Source organism: Kribbella sp. NPDC048928 (assembly GCF_043197975.1).
Classification (GTDB): Bacteria; Actinomycetota; Actinomycetes; order Propionibacteriales; family Kribbellaceae; genus Kribbella.
Genome location: NZ_JBICUC010000004.1, coordinates 823451 through 841448 on the forward strand (window position 1 = coordinate 823451; position 17998 = coordinate 841448).

15 protein-coding genes are annotated in these 17998 nt (G+C 69.0%); 7 read left to right on the forward strand and 8 right to left on the reverse strand.

Annotated elements, in window-relative coordinates; translation table 11 throughout:
- Positions 1 to 10 precede the first annotated feature (10 nt).
- On the forward strand, positions 11 to 571 hold the full coding sequence (locus tag ACGFI6_RS21865; RefSeq protein ID WP_393121175.1) for a Uma2 family endonuclease: 561 nt from the start codon (positions 11 to 13) through the stop codon (positions 569 to 571).
- Here the strand turns inward: ACGFI6_RS21865 and ACGFI6_RS21870 are convergent, their stop codons facing one another.
- The 5 genes from ACGFI6_RS21870 to ACGFI6_RS21890 all read right to left on the reverse strand — a co-directional run bounded on the left by ACGFI6_RS21870 (position 572) and on the right by ACGFI6_RS21890 (position 8654).
- Positions 572 to 3796, reverse strand: a complete 3225-nt coding sequence (locus ACGFI6_RS21870) for a UvrD-helicase domain-containing protein (RefSeq protein ID WP_393121177.1) — start codon at positions 3794 to 3796, stop codon at positions 572 to 574.
- A complete protein-coding gene (locus ACGFI6_RS21875) occupies positions 3796 to 7014 on the reverse strand; it encodes an ATP-dependent helicase (protein WP_393121179.1) in 3219 nt (1072 codons plus the stop codon). The genes ACGFI6_RS21870 and ACGFI6_RS21875 overlap by 1 nt, the downstream gene beginning before the upstream one ends.
- A 138-nt stretch (positions 7015 to 7152) precedes the next feature.
- Positions 7153 to 7470 (reverse strand): MGMT family protein, encoded by a 318-nt coding sequence (locus tag ACGFI6_RS21880; RefSeq protein ID WP_393121181.1) that lies wholly within the window; start codon positions 7468 to 7470, stop codon positions 7153 to 7155.
- A gap of 9 nt (positions 7471 to 7479) precedes the next feature.
- Positions 7480 to 8319 carry a TIGR03560 family F420-dependent LLM class oxidoreductase gene (locus tag ACGFI6_RS21885; protein WP_393121183.1) on the reverse strand — a complete coding sequence of 280 codons (840 nt, stop codon included), beginning with the start codon at positions 8317 to 8319 and terminating at the stop codon, positions 7480 to 7482.
- 68 nt (positions 8320 to 8387) lie between these two features.
- Entirely contained in the window at positions 8388 to 8654 is a 267-nt protein-coding gene (locus ACGFI6_RS21890; protein ID WP_393121185.1) for a DUF2277 domain-containing protein, read from the reverse strand.
- Between the two features lie 77 nt (positions 8655 to 8731).
- Between ACGFI6_RS21890 and ACGFI6_RS21895 the strand changes: the two genes are divergently transcribed.
- From ACGFI6_RS21895 to ACGFI6_RS21905, 3 genes are read left to right on the forward strand one after another with little or no spacing between them, the layout of a single operon-like run.
- Positions 8732 to 9361 carry a TetR/AcrR family transcriptional regulator gene (locus ACGFI6_RS21895; protein WP_393121187.1) on the forward strand — a complete coding sequence of 210 codons (630 nt, stop codon included), beginning with the start codon at positions 8732 to 8734 and terminating at the stop codon, positions 9359 to 9361.
- Between the two features lies 1 nt (position 9362).
- On the forward strand, positions 9363 to 10142 hold the full coding sequence (locus ACGFI6_RS21900; protein WP_393121190.1) for a maleylpyruvate isomerase family mycothiol-dependent enzyme: 780 nt from the start codon (positions 9363 to 9365) through the stop codon (positions 10140 to 10142).
- 30 nt (positions 10143 to 10172) lie between these two features.
- Entirely contained in the window at positions 10173 to 10499 is a 327-nt protein-coding gene (locus ACGFI6_RS21905) for a hypothetical protein (protein WP_393121192.1), read from the forward strand.
- A gap of 42 nt (positions 10500 to 10541) precedes the next feature.
- Here ACGFI6_RS21905 and moeZ read toward each other — a convergent pair whose 3' ends face one another.
- The 3 genes from moeZ to ACGFI6_RS21920 all read right to left on the reverse strand — a co-directional run bounded on the left by moeZ (position 10542) and on the right by ACGFI6_RS21920 (position 15551).
- Positions 10542 to 11732, reverse strand: a complete 1191-nt coding sequence (gene moeZ, locus ACGFI6_RS21910; RefSeq protein WP_393121194.1) for an adenylyltransferase/sulfurtransferase MoeZ — start codon at positions 11730 to 11732, stop codon at positions 10542 to 10544.
- Between the two features lie 120 nt (positions 11733 to 11852).
- The gene (locus ACGFI6_RS21915) at positions 11853 to 14486 is read right to left on the reverse strand and encodes a Calx-beta domain-containing protein (protein WP_393121196.1); all 2634 of its coding nucleotides are present in this window, start codon (positions 14484 to 14486) and stop codon (positions 11853 to 11855) included.
- A gap of 189 nt (positions 14487 to 14675) precedes the next feature.
- Positions 14676 to 15551, reverse strand: coding sequence for an alpha/beta fold hydrolase (locus ACGFI6_RS21920; protein WP_393121198.1), 876 nt, complete (start codon positions 15549 to 15551; stop codon positions 14676 to 14678).
- A gap of 426 nt (positions 15552 to 15977) precedes the next feature.
- Here ACGFI6_RS21920 and ligD point away from each other — a divergent pair, with 426 nt between their 5' ends.
- From ligD to ACGFI6_RS21935, 3 genes are all read left to right on the forward strand, one after another.
- Positions 15978 to 16904: a non-homologous end-joining DNA ligase gene (gene ligD, locus ACGFI6_RS21925; protein WP_393121200.1), complete on the forward strand. Its 927-nt coding sequence runs from the start codon at positions 15978 to 15980 to the stop codon at positions 16902 to 16904.
- 29 nt (positions 16905 to 16933) lie between these two features.
- Positions 16934 to 17143, forward strand: coding sequence for a hypothetical protein (locus ACGFI6_RS21930; protein ID WP_393121202.1), 210 nt, complete (start codon positions 16934 to 16936; stop codon positions 17141 to 17143).
- Between the two features lie 113 nt (positions 17144 to 17256).
- Positions 17257 to 17886 carry a TetR/AcrR family transcriptional regulator gene (locus ACGFI6_RS21935; RefSeq protein WP_393121204.1) on the forward strand — a complete coding sequence of 210 codons (630 nt, stop codon included), beginning with the start codon at positions 17257 to 17259 and terminating at the stop codon, positions 17884 to 17886.
- The last annotated feature ends 112 nt before the right edge of the window (positions 17887 to 17998 follow it).

Here is a 17998-nt window from a genome sequence, read left to right on the forward strand (position 1 = left end):
AGGCACCATTGTGTCCGTGGAACCGATCGAGCAGCGGAAGCTCACCCTCGCCGAGTTCGACGCGCTGCCCGACGACGGGGAGCGACGCGAACTGCTGGATGGCGGGGTGCTGGTGACGCCCTCCCCGCCCGCGATCCACCAGCGGGCGGCGTACCAGTTCGCGATCAGGCTCCAGCCCGTCTGCCCGGAGGCGTTCGAGGTCTTCTTCGCGCCCTTCGACTATCGTCCGGACGACCGGACCTCGTTGCAGCCAGACCTGTTGGTCTGCCGCGCGGAGGACGTCGAGGCGGATGGAATTCGGCGTGCTCTGTTACTCGCGGTCGAGATTCTGTCGCCATCCACTCGAGCCAAGGATCTGCTGAAGAAGCGGCGGCTGTACGAAGCGGGTGGCGTCGGCTCGTACTGGATCTTTGAGCCGGAAGAGGCGGTCTTGACCGTCCTCGAAGTGGAGAACGGGCGGTACGTCGAGGAGACGTACCAGGGCGACGAGGTGTTCGAGGCGCGGCGGCCGTTTCCGGTGCGGGTTGTGCCGGCTGAGCTGGTGCGGCGGGCCAACCGGTCGGCTGTTTGATCAGCCCCTCAGGAGAGCAACCAGTTCTGGTTTGTCGGGGAGGTTTTGGGGGCGGATGATGTCGGCGGTGCGGACGTAGTAGAAGGCGGCGGTTACCTGGTCCAGGGGGATGTTCATGAGCTCGGACCAGGCGACGCGGTAGATGGCTAGCTGGAGCGGGTCGGCGGTTTCGCCGCGGGTGGTCTTCCAGTCGATGACGTCGTAGCCGCGGGAGCCGTCCTCGCGGACGTACTGGTAGACGGCGTCGATGCGGCCGCGGACGACGCGGCCGTCGAGCGCCAGGGCGAACGGGGCCTCGATCTCGTACGGAGTGGTGTCGCCGAAGGGTCCGTCGCGGAACGCGTCCATCAGGTCGGTGAGGTCGGTGTCGTCGACGATGTCCTCGTCCGCGGCGCCCGGCAGGTCGTCGGGGTCGAGCAGTAGCTGCTGCCCGAAGTAGCTCTCCACCCAGGCGTGGAAGCGGGTGCCGAAACGCGCCGCCCGGTTGGGTTTGCGTGGCATCGGGCGGGCGAGCTCCGCGGCCAGGCCGTCCGGGTCCTTGGCCAGCCGCATCAGCTGGGTCGCGGACAGTGCGGCCGGCAGCGTCACGTCGTACGCCTTCCGGCTGCGGCTTTCCTTTGCCTCGGACAACAATCGTTCGATCTCGGAGTCCCAGCGCGCGACCGTCGCCTGCTCGTCGAGGAGCAGCGACTCCTCCGCGTCGGCGGACGGACCTTCGGCTCGGGACAACGAGACCAGAGCAGCCGCATCCAGCCGGCGCTGGAACGAGTCGCGGTCGTACGGCGCCGGCCAGGGGGCTTGGGTCTGCTCGGCGAGCTCCGGGTTCTCCTCGGTGAGCTCCGGCTGCTCGGCCCACGCGATCACCCGCTCGCCCGCATGCTTCTTCAGCGTCTCGAGGTACGTCGACGGACCGCGCGGGCGCTTCTGCGTCGGACCCCACCAGTGGCCGGTCGCGACGAGCAGATCCTTCGCGCGAGTGAAGGCGACGTACCCGAGGCGGCGTTCCTCGAGTGCGTTCACCTCCTTGCACTCGTCGGCGAACGCCTTCAGCCCGGCGTTCGTCAGGTCGTGGATGTCCGGCAGCGTGTCGGCGTCACCGCGCAGCGGCCACGGCAGGACCTTCGCGTTCGTGGTCCATTTGTCCCGGCCGCGGTCGGACGGGAACACCTTCGACACCAGCGTCGGCACGAACACGACCGGCCATTCGAGGCCCTTCGACCGGTGCGTGGTGAGCAGCTTGACCGAGTCCGCCTCGCTCGGTACGGCGAGGTCGAGGCCGGCGGCGTACTCCTCCTCGGCGGCCAGGTACGCGAGCAGGCCGTCCAGCGACCCGTCGGACTCGGTCGACACGAAGTTGCCCACGGCATCGAGGAACGCGGCGAGGTGATCGCGACGGCCGGAGTCGACGTGGTCGGGAGTCGCGGTGAGCTCGACGTCGAGACCGATCGTGCTGATCACGCGGCGAACCAGATCCAGCAACGGCTCCCCCGCGTGCGCACGCAACTCGCGGAGCTCGGACGAGAGTTCCTTGAAGCGGACCAGGGCTTCCGGCGCGTACTCGAGCCGGCCGGGATCGTCGACCGCTTCGGCGAGCGAGGTCACCTCGGTCGAGTCCATCCCGGCGACGGCCGCGTCAAGGGCAGACACCAGGTCGTCGGCCTGGTGCGAGCCCGCGTCGGCGAGCATGCGGGCGCGGTTGGCGAGCAGAGCCAGGTCGCGATGGCCGATCCGGTACCGCGGGCCGGTCAGGATGCGGAGCATCGCGGCGTTCGCAGTCAGATCGTTGACGGCCTGCAGGGTCGCGACCACGTCGACGACCTCCGGCAGCGCGAGGAGCCCGCCGAGGCCGACGACCTCGACCGGGACCTTGCGCGCGATCAAAGCCTCGTGCACCGCGCTGAGGTCGACGTTCGTCCGCATCAGGATGCCGATGTCCTTCCAGCGGCGGTTCCGGGTGCGGTGCGCGGAGACGATCGCGTCGGCGACCCACTCGATCTCCTGCGAGCGCGTCTCGAACAGCCCGACGGTGATCGCACCCGCCGGGGCGTCCGGCGGCGCCTCGAGCGGGATCACGCCGGGGTGCTGCTCGTACAGCTCGGCGGCGTGCTGGTTGGCGGCGGCGAGGATGCGGCTGCCGCAGCGCCGGTTGACGCTCAGCACGTACCGCTCGGCCGGCGACCCGTCGGCCTGCGGGAAATGCTCCGGGAAGTCGTCGAGGTTCGCCACGGAGGCACCGCGCCAGCCGTAGATCGCCTGGCACGGATCGCCGACCGCGGTGACGGGATGACCGCGCCCGTCGCCGGCTGCGAAGAGCGCCGTCAGCATCCGCCGCTGCGACACGGACGTGTCCTGGTACTCGTCCAGCAGAACGACCTTGTACCGCGCGCGTTCGGCAGCCGCGACCTCCGGGCACTCCTCGGCGAGCCGCGCGCCGAGCGCCATCTGGTCGGCGAAGTCGACGACGCCGCGCTCCCCCTTGTACGCCTGGTACTCCTCGACCAACTGCAGGATCTCGCCCCGCTTCAGCGCGGTCTCCGCGAGCTTGCGGACCTCGACGGTCTGCTTGCGGGCGGCCGCGACCTCCTGCCGTACGGCGTCGTCGTGGTCGCGGATGTCGTCGGTACGGAGCAGGTGGTCGGCGAGCTCACCGTCCAGCGCGAGCAGACTGTTGACGAGTGTCGGCACGTGATGCGACGCGAACCGGATCGGCCCGGCGGACCGCCGGACGACCCGGCCGGCGAGCTGGAACCGGGTGGCGTCCGCGAGCACCCGCGAATCCGGCTCCAGGCCGAGGCGCAGGCCGTGCTCCGCGATCAGCGTGCCGGCGAAGGCGTGGTACGTCGAGACGACCGGCTCGCCGGGCTCCTCGGGCTCCCAGTTCGGGATGTTGCTGCGCAGGTGGGCGGCGAGGATCGGGGGCTGGTCCTTGGGCAGTGTCGAGCCGAGCACCCCGGCCTTGGTCAGGTCGTCACGGATCCGGACGTCGAGCTCGTTCGCCGCCTTCTTGGTGAACGTCAGCCCGAGCACCTCCTCCGGCTTGACCTGCCCCGTACAGATCAGCCAGACCACCCGAGCGGCCATCGCGGTCGTCTTGCCCGACCCGGCCCCGGCGACAATCACCCCAGGCGCAAGCGGCGCCGTGATCGCGGCCAACTGCTGATCCGAGAACGGAATCCCCAGCAGATCACACAGCTCCGCGGTGGTCCGCAGTTCGCGAGCGGGCATCAGACGATCTCCCGGCCCTCGGGCTGGATCGGGCAGAGGGCCCGCGCCTCGCAGCGGTTGCAGCCGTCGTTGCGCGTGGCAACGAAACCTTCGGTACGGATCAGCTTCTCCGCGTCGTCGATGGCCTCGTCCAGCCAGGTGTTCCCGTCCTCGTCGGTCTCCAGCGGGCCCTGGTGCTGGACCTTGGGGAAGCCGCCGTTGTCGTCGTGCCGGAGCTGGACGAGCTCGGCTCCGCCGGCCTCCGCGTCCTCGCCGAGCTTCTTCAGCTGGCGCGAGTTGATTGCCCGCTGGTAGATCGCCAACTGCACGTGCCGCGCGAGGGCGGGCTTGGTCGGGATGTTTCGCCCGGTCTTCAGGTCGACGACCCGAACCGTTCCCTCCGGGTCCGTCTCGATCCGGTCCATCCGGCCCTTCACCCGGACCGCCGGGTGCTCCGCGTCGGGCAGCAGCACGTCGAAGTCCACCTCGGAGCCCACCAACGTACGATCCGGGCGGCCCTGGTGCCAGGCGACGAACCGGCGCAGCGCCTGCTCCGCCTCGACGCGCTCCCGGTCCGAGATCCACGCCGACTCGAACTCGAGCTGCGTCCACACCTTGTCCAGCCAGCCGTTCAGCTCGTCGACCGACGGCGGGAGCGTCCCGGTCGCGACCGCGTCGGCCAGCGTGTGCAGCACCATGCCGAACCCGATCGCCGACGTACTGGGCGTCTCGCCACCGGCCCGCCGGGTCAGGAACCACCGCAGCGGGCAGTCCACGATCGTGGTCAGCGCACTCCCCGACAGCGGCACGGGCAGCTCCGGATCCGCGATCGGCCGCACCGATTCGGTCCGCTCCCGAACGCCCCACCAGCGCGCCGGGTCGGCCGTCGGCACCAACGCGTACTCCCGGTCGTCCACGGCGTCGGCCAGTGACGCCAACCGATCGGCGGCGACCCGTTTCATCGCCGGCGACGATGCCGGATCCGCCAGCACACAACGCAGGTCCGCAACTAGCCCGGGCAACGACAGTGGACGCCGCGGCCGGCCCGCGACCAGCTTCAAAGGAATGTCGAGCTCGGCAAGGAATCTGGACGGTTGATCGCCATCGGCCTCAGGAGCCTGTACGGCGGTCACGATCAGCCGCTCGCGGGCCCTGGTGATCGCGACGTAGAACAACCGTCTCTCCTCGGCGAGCAACGCGCCGGCCGACAACGGATCGATCAGCCCGTCGGTCCCGAGCCGGTCCGGCTCGAGCAGCGACCCGCGCCGCCGCAGGTCCGGCCACTGTCCCTCCTGCACGGACGCGACCACGACCAGCCGCCACTGCAGGCCCTTCGACCGGTGGGCCGTCATCAGCTGCACGCCGGCCTCGCGGTACGTCCCGTCGAACCGGTTGTCGCCCGCGATGTCCAGCGACTCCAACTCCGCCAGGAACGCCGAAACGCCCTTGAACCCGACCTGTTCCTCGGCTCGGCCGGCAGCGTCGAACAACGCGCACAACGAGTCCAGATCCCGGTTCGCGGTGCGCGCGGTCTCGCCGCCCGACGACGCCTGGCCGCGCAGCCGCCGCAACCACGGCGAGTCCGTCCACAGCGACCACATCACCTCGTCCGGCGCGGCGCCCGCGGTCACGATGTTCCTTGCCTTGAGCAGCCGCTCTCCAAGCGCCGCGAACCGCGCCTCGGCCGGTGACGCCTCCTCGTCGAGGAGCAACGGGTTCAGCATCGCCTCGCGCAGCAGCTCGTCCGACGACCGTGGCAGCCGCTGGCCACCGGCAGCCTCCCGGTCCCGCCTGCGCAGAACCCGGGCCAGGCGCCGTAACTGCCCCGCATCCATCGCGCCCAGCGGCGACAGCGCGAGCGCCCGCACGACGTCGACGGTCAGCGTCTCGGGATCCGCGACCGCTCGCAACGCCAGCAACATCGGCCGTACGGCAGGCTCGCGCGACAGCGGCAACTCGTCGCCCGCGACGTCGACCGGAATGCCGGCCGCCGACAACGCCCGCCGCAGCGGTGGGATCGAACGGCTGCCGGACCGGACGAGCACGGCCATCTCGTGCCACCCGACGCCGTCCTGGACGTGTGCACGGCGCAGCAGGTCCGCGATGTGTTCGAGCTCGGCGCCGCTCGTCGAGTACAGGTTCGCCTCGACTTTGCCCGGGCCATACACACATGACGACGCGTCGGGATTGCGGAACCGCTCGAACGTGTCGCGATCCAGCGATCCCGGCACGCCGAGCCGGTGCACGACGTTCCGCGAGACGCGTTGCAGGGTGGTCCCGAAGCGTCGCGTCGTACCAAGAGCGATCTGGTCCGCCTCGGCGCCGTCACGGGTCCGGAACTCGTCGGTGAACCGGAGCAGCCCGCGCACGTCCGCCCCGCGGAACGTGTAGATCGATTGGTCCGGATCGCCGACCACGACCAGGTCGCGGCCGTCGCCCGCGACCGCCTGCAGCAGCTTGGTCTGACCGGGATCGGTGTCCTGGTACTCGTCCACGAAGACGGCCTTGAACTCGGTCCGCAGCTTGGCCTGCACCGACGGCTGCTGGGCGAGGATCACCGCCCGATGGATCAGCTCGGAGTAGTCCAGCACCTGCTCGGCGTCGAGAACCTGCAGGTACTCCTCGAAGAAGTCGCCGACCGCGACCCACTCGGCCCGCTCCGCCGAGCGTCCGATCGCGGACAGGTCCTCCGGGTCGAGCCCCAACTGCCGCGCCTTGCCGATCACGGCCTGCACCTCGTCGGTGAATCCGCGCGTCTTCAGCGCCGGATGCAGACTGCCCGGCCAGTGCACCGCACCGACCTCACGACTGCCCGACAGCGCCTCGCTCAACCGCAACGACTGCTCCGGCCCGGACGGCAACCGGAGCGGTACGTCGAACGCGTCGGCCGGCGTGAACCGGCGCAGCAACGCGTAGCAGAACGAGTGGAACGTCATCGACGGCATCACCCGCGTCGTCCGGCCCAGCCGGCCGGTGATGCGGTCGCGGAGCTCGGTCGCGGCCTTCCGGCCGAACGTCAGCACGAGCACCTCGTCCGGGCTCAGGCCGCGGTTGCGGACCCGATCGACGACAGCCTCCACCAAGGTCGTCGTCTTCCCGGTCCCCGGCCCCGCGAGCACGAGCAACGGCCCGCCCGGGTGCTCCACCACGGCCTGCTGGTCGGCATCCAGGACAGGGGCCTCCGCCGTCCGCCCCGATGCCCGGACCAACCGGTACCGGGACCCCTGCCTGCCAACCATCGCACCATCCCAGCAGACGCCACCGACAATTGCCGACGGCACACCCCGCGGACCCTTGAGCTCTCCGCATTGCGGACCTGCAGGCCATCACAATCGGCACCGCCGAGACCGTCGCCCGCTCAGGACCACGCGACCGGCTCAGTTGTGATGGCCTGGCGATCCGGCCAACGGATTCCACCGCACGTCGCGCAGATTCACCCTGTCGTTGGTGATCCGCACACCGTCGGACCGCAGCCGGTGCAGTTGCTCGTCGCCGACCTCGTCGGCCGGTACTCCGGACGCGCGGATCACCCGCCACCACGGCACACTCGCGCCGTACTCGCGCATGATCGCGCCGACCTGCCGCGGTCCACCCTGGCCGACGTACTCCGCGATGTCGCCGTACGTCGCGACGCTGCCCTCCGGGATCGACTCCACGGCCTGCAGTACCGCCTCGACGTACTCCTCCCTGTCCACAGGGCAAATCTAGGCGAGTGGGGCGAGGGCCTTCGCGAGTGGTTCCAGGACGGACGGCGGCGCGTCCACCGGGAGGTTCATGATCACCAGGTCGACACCTGCCTCGCCGTACGCCGCGGCATCGGCGACGGCCTGGTCGAGCGGGCGCTCCGGGTCGATCCGGACGTTCACCGAGCAGGTGATCTCGCCGACGTCGCGGCCGACCTCTTCACAGCGCTGGACCAGGACGTCCTTGAGGGCCTTCCACTCCTGCGGGTCCGCGACGATCACGTTCCACTGCTGGGCCCACTTGGCGACCGCGCGGAGCGTACGCTTCGGGCCCTTGCCGCCGATCGTGATCGGCGGGTGCGGCGTCTGCACCGCCTTCGGGTTGCAGTACGCGTCGGTGAGCTTGATGTACTTGCCGTCGAAGTTCGCGACCTTCTCGGTGAGCAGCGCGATGATCGCCTGGGTGCCCTCGTCGAAGCGGTCGAAGCGCTCCTTCAGCCCGTACAGCTCGATGCCGTACGCGGCGGTCTCCATCTCGTTCCAGCCGGCGCCGATGCCGAGCTCGAGGCGGCCGCCGGAGATGATGTCCGTGGTCGCGGCCATGTTCGCCAGCACGGCCGGGTGCCGGTAGATCATCCCGGTCACCTGGCAGCCGAGCCGGATCCGCGAGGTCGCCTGCGCGAGCGCGGCGAGCGTCGTCCAGGCCTCCAGGTTCGGGCCCTGCATGTCACCGGTGAGCGGATAGAAATGATCCCAGTGCCAGGCGGACTCGAAGATCTCGAACTCGTCCGCCGCGACCCACACGTCCCGCAGTTGCTGCCAGCTGGTGTGTTCCGGCCTGGTCTTGATCGCGAACCGCATCCCGCGCCTCCTCAGCCCCGAACAGGGGCAGCCGTTTCCCGGAGGCAGACATTACTCCGCGGAGATGATCAGTCGAGGCCGAGCCGCGCGCGGACCTCGGGGCGGCGGAGTGGGGGGACGGTCGTCGGTGGGTTGCGGCGGGCCGGCATCTCGTCGAGGAGCTGTTCGGTGATCCGGGCGACCTCGGTGGCGGCACGTTCGATCGGGCCGCGAGTGGTCGCGCTCAGCGAACCGACACCGGTGACCTTTCGGACGTACTGCAACGCAGCCGCGTAGACCTCCTCGGAGGTCGCGGACGGCTCGAGTCCCCGGAGCACTGTGATGTTTCTGCACATGTCAGAAAACAGTACGCCGCCCCGGGGACACCTATGAGGTGTTGACATCCCTAATGGCATTAGGTTTTCCTTATGGCATGAGCATCGCGTCGGACCGCCGGACCCGCCGTCGCCAGGAGACGATCGGGGAGATCCTCGACATGGCCATCGAGTTGATGGACGCCGAGGGCGTCGCGGCGCTGAGCCTGTCCGCGGTGGCGCGACGGCTCGGTATGCAGCCGCCGTCGCTGTACCAGTACTTCCCGTCCAAGATGGCGATCTACGACGCGTTGTTCCAGCGCGGCAGTGAGCTGCAGCGGGATGCGTACCGGACGGCGCTGGCGAGCGCGACGACCGAGAACCCGCTCAAGCACAACCTGATCGCCGCCACGGCGTTCTCCCGGTGGTGCCTGGACAACCCGGTCTACACACAGCTCCTGTTCTGGCGGACGATTCCCGGCTTCGAGCCGAGCCCGGAGGCGTACGCGCCCGCGCAAGAGACGCTCGAGGATCTGCGCAACCACCTGCAGGCGACCGCCGACGCCGGCTACCTGCACCCGGACGCCGCCAGCGACGAGGGCATCGCGCTGTTCACGTCGCTGACAGCCGGGCTGTTGTCGCAGCAGATGGCGAACGAGCCGGACGCCTCCTTCGAGGACGGGCGGTTCGTACGGATGCTGCCGACGGTGCTCGACATGTTCCATCAGCACTACGCACCAGGGGGATGAGATGACCGCAGTACTGGCGGACCAGATCGAACGGGCGGACCGGTCACGGTGCCGGCTGCACCGGGACGCCGAGCTCCAGGTTTGGCACGAGCTGCTCGCGTCGATCGACGGGGACGAGTGGCAGCGGCGTACGGTCTGCGACGAGTGGGATGTCGCTGACGTCGCCGGCCACCTGATCGGGCAGGCGGAGGACGTGAACAAGCTGTCGTCGTTCCCCCGCCGGTACCGGAAGGCGAAGCGGGTCTATCCGGACGTACTGCGGATCGACGCGCACATGATGATCCAGGCCGACGAGCACCGCGGCACGGCGCCCGCGGAGCTGCGGGAGACGTTCGACCGGGAGTGGGCGACGGCGACACGGAAGATCTCCACCGAGCCAGGGCTGATGCGGCGGATGTCCATGACGTTCAACGGCGTCCGGATGAGTCTCGGGTACGTCCACGACATCCTGCTCGCGCGGGACCTGTGGATGCATCGCGACGACGTCTGCCAGGCGCTGGGACGACCGTTCGAGGCGGGGCCGTACGCCGGAGAGCTCGTCGCACAGGTGATGTACGACGTCATCGACGGGCCGTGGTGGGGCGACCGGCCGGCGGTCGAGGTGGAGCTGACCGGCCCGGGAGGTGGGACCTACCAGCTCGGGAGGGGTGAGCCAGTAGGTCACGCCGCCGTGGACGCGGTCGGCTATATGCGCGCACTGTCGGGCCGCGACGACCACCCGTTGGCCACTGGGGACCCGCGCGCAGTCGAAGCGGTCGCGAGCTGCCGCATGCCGTTCTGAGGTGACGCTCCCGTACGCGAGGATCGGCGCGTGCGATCACAACCCCGGCGCCGAACCGTCTCGTCACCGAAAGGGCACAAACTGCTCGCCGTCCTGTACGTGGCCCTGATCGTTGCGAGCGTCGCCACCGCGAGATGGGTCTTGCGACCCGACAACGCCGAGGTCACGCACCGGCTGTCCGAGCTCTACGGGGTCGAGGTCGTGTGGCACCCGCACGGCAAGTACCGGCGCGACGTGATCCTCCTCGACGGCCGGAACGTCGGCGAACACTGCCTGGTCAAGGGCGAGTGGTTCGGCCTGGACGACGTTCGCATCGATTGCGACGACCCGGCCTACCAGCCTGCTCCGGTGAAATAGCAGACGGAGGGACCCCGAGCGGGATCCCTCCGTCGCACCTGCTCAGTACGAAGGCTGGCTCGGGTCGATCTGATCGACCCAGGCGACGACGCCGCCACCGACGTGGACCGCGTCGGAGAAGCCTGCGCCCTTGGCGATCGCAAGCACCTCGGCTGAGCGGACGCCGGACTTGCAGTGGAAGACCAGCTGCTTGTCCTGCGGCAGCTTCTCCAGCGCGACACCGGTCTGGAAGTCGGCCTTCGGGATCAGCACCGAGCCCGGGATCTTGTTGATCTCGTACTCGTTCGGCTCCCGGACGTCGATCAGCACGAAGTCCTTCTCGCCGTTCTCCTTGAGCTTGATCCACTCGCTGAGCTGCTTCACCGAGATCGTCGAGCCGGCGGCCGCGTCGGCCGCCTCCTCGGTGATCGCGCCGCAGAAGCTCTCGTAGTCGATCAGCTCGGTGACGGTCGGGTTCTCGCCGCAGATGGCGCAGTTCGGGTCCTTGCGGACCTTCAGGGCACGCCAGTTCAGGTCGAGGGCCTCGTAGATGTTCAGCCGGCCGAGCGACGGGTCGCCGATGCCGGTGAGCAGCTTGATCGCCTCGGTGACCTGCGCGGCACCGACCGATGCGCAGAGCACGCCGAGCACGCCGCCCTCGGCGCAGGACGGGACCATGCCGGGCGGCGGGGGCTCCGGGTACAGGCAGCGGTAGCACGGGCCGTTGTCGGCCCAGAACACGCTGACCTGGCCGTCGAAGCGGAAGATCGAACCCCACACGTACGGCTTGTGCAGCAGCACGGCGGCGTCGTTCACCAGGTACCGGGTGGCGAAGTTGTCGGTGCCGTCGACGATCAGGTCGTACGGCTCGAAGATCTCGAACACGTTGTCGTTGTCCAGCCGGGTCTCGTGCAGGACGACGTTCGTGTACGGGTTGACCTCGAGGATGGACTCCTTGGCGGACTGCGCCTTGGACTTGCCCACGTCGGACTGGCCGTGGATGACCTGGCGCTGCAGGTTGGACTCGTCGACGGTGTCGAACTCGACGATGCCGAGCGTGCCGACCCCGGCGGCGGCCAGGTAGAGCAGCGCGGGGCTGCCGAGACCGCCGGCGCCGATCACCAGCACCTTGGCGTTCTTCAGCCGCTTCTGCCCGGCCATCCCGACCTCGGGGATGATCAGGTGCCGCGAATACCGCCGCACCTCGTCAATCGTCAGCTCGTCGGCCGGTTCGACCAGCGGTGGCAGTGACACGTGTCGGCTCCTCAGGAAGACGTTGGACGGGATCTCCGGTTTTCAACCATCTGTCCCTCCTCCATGTTCCCGCACTATGCCAACCGCCCCCGACAGAGTCCACATCCCGGTACCTGCGTCTCAGTCGTTGTCGGTGATTGTGACGGTCGCGGTCGCGGGGAGCTTCAGGTTCGCCCCTTCGAGCTGGGTGATCACCGCGCTGAACGTCTCGGCCGGCTCCTTGACCTTGTCGTCGAGGATCTTCACCTGGAGCTGACCGGTGGTCTTGCCCGGTTCGATGTACCCATCGATGGACCGGTCCGCCGGGCCGGTCCCGTCGTCGTTGACGCCGGCGTAGTCCTTGCGGATCACCGCCGTACCGTCCTTGAGGACACCGGAGAAGCTGACGTACTTGTCGCTCGGCGCGGACAGCTTCGCGCCCAGGTCGACCACCGCGGTCTTCTCCACCGTCTGCACGTTCCCGAGGGTGAGGGTCGGCGTCGGATCGTCGTCGAGGACCAGGCCGTGCCCGAACGACTCGTCCAGCAGGGCGTCGTGTGGCGCAGACAGCACCAGACTGAACGGGAGGTCGTAGCTGTCCCGGGTGTTCCCGGTGATCGGCACAGTCACCTTCTGGCGCACCTGCCCTGGTTTGAACACCAGACGCCGTGACACCGCACCGATCGACTCGCCGAGGTCCCCGTTCGTCTCGACGTACACACTGACGGGGCGGATGCTCGGCCGCGACACGCGTACCCAGAAGTCCACGGTGTGCGTGCCCTTGTCCCCCTCCTTCACTGTGACGTTCGACGCGGACAGCTTCGGCAGCAGGACCGCAGGTGCCGAGAGCCCGAGTGCGGGGGTCGAGAAGGCCAGATCACTCACGTACACCGAGCCTGAAGCGACCCGGTCCGTCCGGAGTTCCACGGTGCGTACGTCACGGAGGTCCACGCCCTTCAGCGACGCAACAGGGATCCGTACGGTCCGCAGCAGGTTCTTGGGGAGACCGTTCTCGTTGCTGCCCGGCATTCGCACCAGTGCATCGCTGACAGCTGACACCGGTACGGCGGCGGCTCGTCCGTGGCCGTCGATCACATGGACGGTCAGGTCGGTCTTCGGCGTACCAGCGGGGTCCGGTGCGGCGCGGAACGTGAGTGCAGCGAACCGCCGTACGTCACGCTGTCCTGCCGGCACCTTGACGCGCACTACTCCGTCGCTGCCGGTCCACTTCAGCTTGGTGACCGCCGTGGTCGGTGTCTTCGACGCGAACCAGGCAGCGGTCCAGTGCGGTGCGTTGGCCCAGTCGTCAGTCGCCATGCAGGTTGGTAGGACAGCATCCTTGGCAGCCGTGCTCGTCACACCGGCGCACAGTGTCGCTGTTGCCTTCCCAGTGACCGCACCGGCCGACAACGGCTTGTCGAAGTGGTCCAGGTCCCGGCGGTGCGCGGCCTGCGACGTCACCCGTACGACTGCCTTACCAGCAGACGCGGCTCGGGCGTCGGAGCCGTCGAACTGCGGCAGGAACTGCGTCTCGTGCCCCAGTTGCAAGCGGAAGAAGCCTGCTACGTACGCCGTACCGACCGCCTGCTGCTGCTTCGCGGTCAACCGGCCCTGGTACTTCGCCCCGCACGGTGAGGCCTTCTCGTCGCCGAACCAGTCGTCGCTCGAAGGGGCGACGGACTGACCGGGGGTCCACTCGGTGTTGAAGAAGTTGTGGTTGGCACCCAGCACTGTGACGGTCGACCGCGGCGCGGTGTCCCCGTCCACGGAGTACCTGGTGTCGTCGTAGAACTGTTGGCCTTCCAGGTCGGACACGTCGCCGTCGCAGTACGGCAGTACGACGCTCATGGCGACCCCCGGCACGGTGGAACGCGCGAAGTCCGTGGGAGCGAGCGGAAGGACAGCACGGATGCCGTACTGGCCACCGCGGCCCGCGTTCAGCACGGCTGCCCGTGCGACGCCCTCACCACCGCGGGAGTGGCCCATCAGGCCGACGTTCTGCAGGTTGACCTTGCCGACGAACCGCGTACCGAACGGGCCGCCGCCGACGGTCGACCACTTGCGCCACAGCGCCAGGTGGTCCAGGACCAACTCGGCGCGGGCCTGGGCGCCGGCGTCGTACGCCTCACCGTCCCAGGCATTGATGGCGTTCGCACTGATCGAGACAACCTGGTAGCCGTTGCTGGCCAGCGCGGTGGCCGCACCGTCGTACCCGCGGTAGCTGGGGATCGGCTTCGTGCCCGGTGGGCACGGCCACGGCTTTTCGTCGGCGCGGGTGCTGCTCGGCTCGCCGTAGCAGACCTCGTGCCGGCCGTGCAGGAACACGACGAGCGGCCGCGGACCGATCGCACCACGCGGCGAGTACACCTTGCCGCGCAGCTCGGAGCGGTGCGCAAGACCTGGCAGGTAGACGGCCTCGTCACCCAGGTTGTACTCGGCCGTGTCGACCTTGTACTTGCCCAGTGCGCCGGGGTCCGAAGGCAGCAGCGGACCACGCCGCGCCTTGAGCCAGTCAGCGTCGGTCGGGCCGGCCGCAGTGATGTTGCGGCCCTTGCCGTCCTCCTTGCCGAGATCACCGGACCACACCAGTTGCACGTCACGTGCTGAGACGACAGCTGGGTCTGTGGTGACCAGGGTCAGGGTCTTGCGGTCAGGGGACTGTTTCGCGACACCGAGTGGTGCGCCGTCCACCTCCAGCAGCGGAAGGGACGAGCGCATCGGTGCGGGCGCGTCCAGGTGCAGGGTCAGTCGGTAGCCGTCTGCGAGCGGTCGCACGTCCCAGTTGTTGCTTCGAGCAACGACTGACGGGACGGCCGGAGGCGCGGCGGTCGCCGGAAGCGACCCGATCCCCAGCAGTACAGCGATCCCCAACGACAGATTTCGGGCGGTTCTGCCAATCACGCGCCCAAGTTGACCCGACCCGCCCTTCAGTCGTGTCTCAGCCGCACGTCGGAATCGACTCGATCAGGAGATCAGCTGACGGAACGCGCGGGCCACCTCTTCGGGGTGTTCCATCTGGGCGACGTGGCCGGACCGGGGCAGGTACAGCAGGTGAGCGTTCGGGAAGGTGCGGTGCGCCTTGGTACGGATCCGCGCGTCGACCAGCCGGTCCTTGCCGCCGTAGATCAGCAGCACCGGGCACTGCACCGTGGCAGCGTCCGCCCACAACGAGCGGCGCGGCCGGGCCAGTGACGAGCGCAGGATGCTGCGTGCACCTTCCACAGTCGCCTGCCGGCCCCACGGGTCGGTGTCACGCCGGTGCAGCTCCTGCTCGTACGCCGCGCGTACCTCAGGCGCCAGAGCCCGCGGATCACCGAACACCATCGCCAACGAAGCCTCGAACCGCTGGTCGAACGGCAGCCGCGCCGTCCGTTCCAGCACTGCTGGGCCGAGCCGCGGGGTCGCAAGGGCGGTGAACCACAGGGCGCTTGCCGATACGCGCGGGTGCGGCAGTGCCGGCGAGACGAGGGTGAGTGACGCGACCAGATCGGGACGCTGTGCAGCCAGCGCCACCGACGCGGCACCACCCATCGAGTTCCCGAACACGTGCACCGGCTGGTCGTACTCCTGCTCGAGGAGCTGGACCAGCAGTGCGGCCTGCTCTGCGATCCCGGTCACACCGGACAAGGGCGTACGTCCAAAACCGGGCAGGTCGGGCGCGATGCCGCGGATGGTGTCGTTGAGGAGCAGCCCGAGGGCAGTCCAGTTCAGTGAGGACCCGCCGAGGCCATGGACGAACAACGCCGGCGGCAGGTCCTCCGCAGCGCCAGGCACGTCCCTGACCGACAACTCCACCCCGGCAACCGGCACCCGCCGCTCCGGCCACTCTTGCAACTCCACGGGTACGGCACCCCCGGTTACTGGCCCGTAACTATCCACGGGACCATGGTAGAACCCACCGCACGGAAGACTGCGGACCATGACGCGGTACCAGCACCCTCAGCCGCCTCAGCCTCGAAAGCACACCACTCGCAACACCGTCATCGTGGTGCTCGCAGCCGTGCTCCTCGCGTACCCCGCCTTCCAACTGGTCCTGCTCGGCTACACCGGTGCACGTCTCCTCCACTCCAGACCAAAGGCAGCAGTCAGGTCCTCGGGGTGCACGCGCCCCAACGGAACGGGGAGACCGGCACACTGCGCTGTGAGATCTGGGTGGACGGGAAGCTGGTGGAGAGCGACGCGCCTGCGACGACGTACCTGAGTGCGAGTTGCACGAACCTTCCCTGACCGGGGTGTCGTCGGTCCGGTTGATGGAGACTGGGAGGCATGGCGGGTTCGCAGCAGCAGCTGACGACCGAGGTGGACGGGCAGACGATGAAGCTCACCAACCTCGGCAAGGTGCTGTATCCACAGTCCGGCTTCACCAAGGCCGAGGTGATCGACTACTACCACCAGGTGGCCGCTCTGCTGCTGCCACACCTGTCCGACCGGCCGCTGACCCGCAAGCGGTGGCCGGACGGCACGGAGGCGGCGTTCTTCTTCGAGAAGAACGCTCCACGCGGCACGCCGTCCTGGGTACGCACGGAGACGCTGCCCACTCCCGGTAGCTCCACGGGCCGGGACGAGATGAGCTTCGTGGTGTGTGACGACGTACAGACCGTGGTGTGGCTGGCGAACCTGGCCGCGCTCGAGCTGCACGTCCCGCAGTGGCGCATCGGGCTGTCCGACCAGGGCAAGAACCCGCAGGCCGACCTGATCGTGTTCGACCTGGACCCGGGACCCGGCGCGACCATCGTGGAGTGCTGCGACGTCGCACTGGCGCTCCGGCAGCTGCTCGGCCACTACGGCATGGAGGGCTGGCCGAAGACCTCCGGGAACAAGGGCATGCACCTGTACGTACCGATCGAGCCCGCGTCGTCCAGAGACACCAGTGCCTTCGCGAAGCAGCTCGCCGAGCAGCTCGCCGAGGCCCTGCCGGAGAACGTCACCGCCAACATGACCAAGGCGCTCCGGCCCGGCAAGGTGTTCATCGACTGGAGCCAGAACGCCAGCGCCAAGACCACGCTCGCGCCGTACTCGCTCCGAGGCTCGGACGAACCACGGGTGTCCACCCCGATCGACTGGGACGAGGTGGCGTCGGCCACGTCGCCCCAGGACCTGCGGTTCCTGCCACACGACGTACTCGCCAGGATCGAGGAGTACGGCGACGTACTGGACGGGCTGTACGACGACCCGCAGCCCCTACCGTCGTAACTTTCGCAGCTGGAAGGAGAGCGATCCGCATGACCAGCGAGACCGAGTACGAGGACACCGGCGACCAGGACGTGCCGGACGACGCGCCTGAGGCGGACGTCCTCGAGCAGCGCCTGACCTCCACCGTGGTGGACGACCGGCCCGAGGACGACGAGCTCCCGAACGAGGCGGATCCGGCCGATGTCGAGGAGCAGCGCCGCCCCGTCGGGGGCACCGAGGATGACGACGACTACCGCTGATTCCGAACCGGTCGGCGGGGAAGCTACTGACCGGGAGGACTGCTGGGTAGGATTCGTTGGACGACCTGGCGGACGAGGACAGCCGCCGGAGCGCACCACCGAAGGAGCCCGACGTGTCGACGCCACCGGAGACCGCACCCAAGCGTGGGAGCCGCCTGCCCCGGCTCGCGCGACGCGCGCAACTGCTCGAGGCGGCACAGGAAGTGTTCGTCGCGAACGGCTACCACGCCGCCGCGATGGACGACATCGCGGACCGGGCCGGCGTCTCCAAGCCGGTCCTGTACCAGCACTTCCCCGGCAAACTGGAGCTGTACCTGGCGCTCCTGGACAGCTCCTGCGAGGCGATCGTCGCCTCCGTGCAGGACGCGCTGAAGTCCACCGAGGACAACAAACTCCGGGTCGCGGCGACGATGCACGCCTTCTACGACTACGTGGCGAACGCCCAGGGCGCGTTCCGGCTGGTCTTCGAGTCCGACCTGACCAACGAGCCGGCCGTCCGGGAGCGGGTCGACCGGGTGACCCACGCCTGCGCCGAGGCGGTCTCCGAGGTGATCAGCGCCGACGCCGGCCTGAGCCAGGAGCAGTCGATGGTGCTCGCGGTCAGCCTGGTCGGCATGGCGCAGGTCAGCGCGCGGTACTGGCTGGGCTCCGGCAACCCGGACCTCCCCCAGGAAGACGCCGCGGACCTGGTCGCTTCCCTTGCCTGGCGAGGCATCCGGGGCTTCCCCCGCACCGATGGCTGACCCGCTGGCCGACCGCTCAAGGTTCTGCTCTGGGCGGACGGGTGCGGACCGGGGACAAGCAGCGGATAGGCTCGAAGCGTCACCGGCGAGAGCCGCCGGTCGGAGCGCGTCC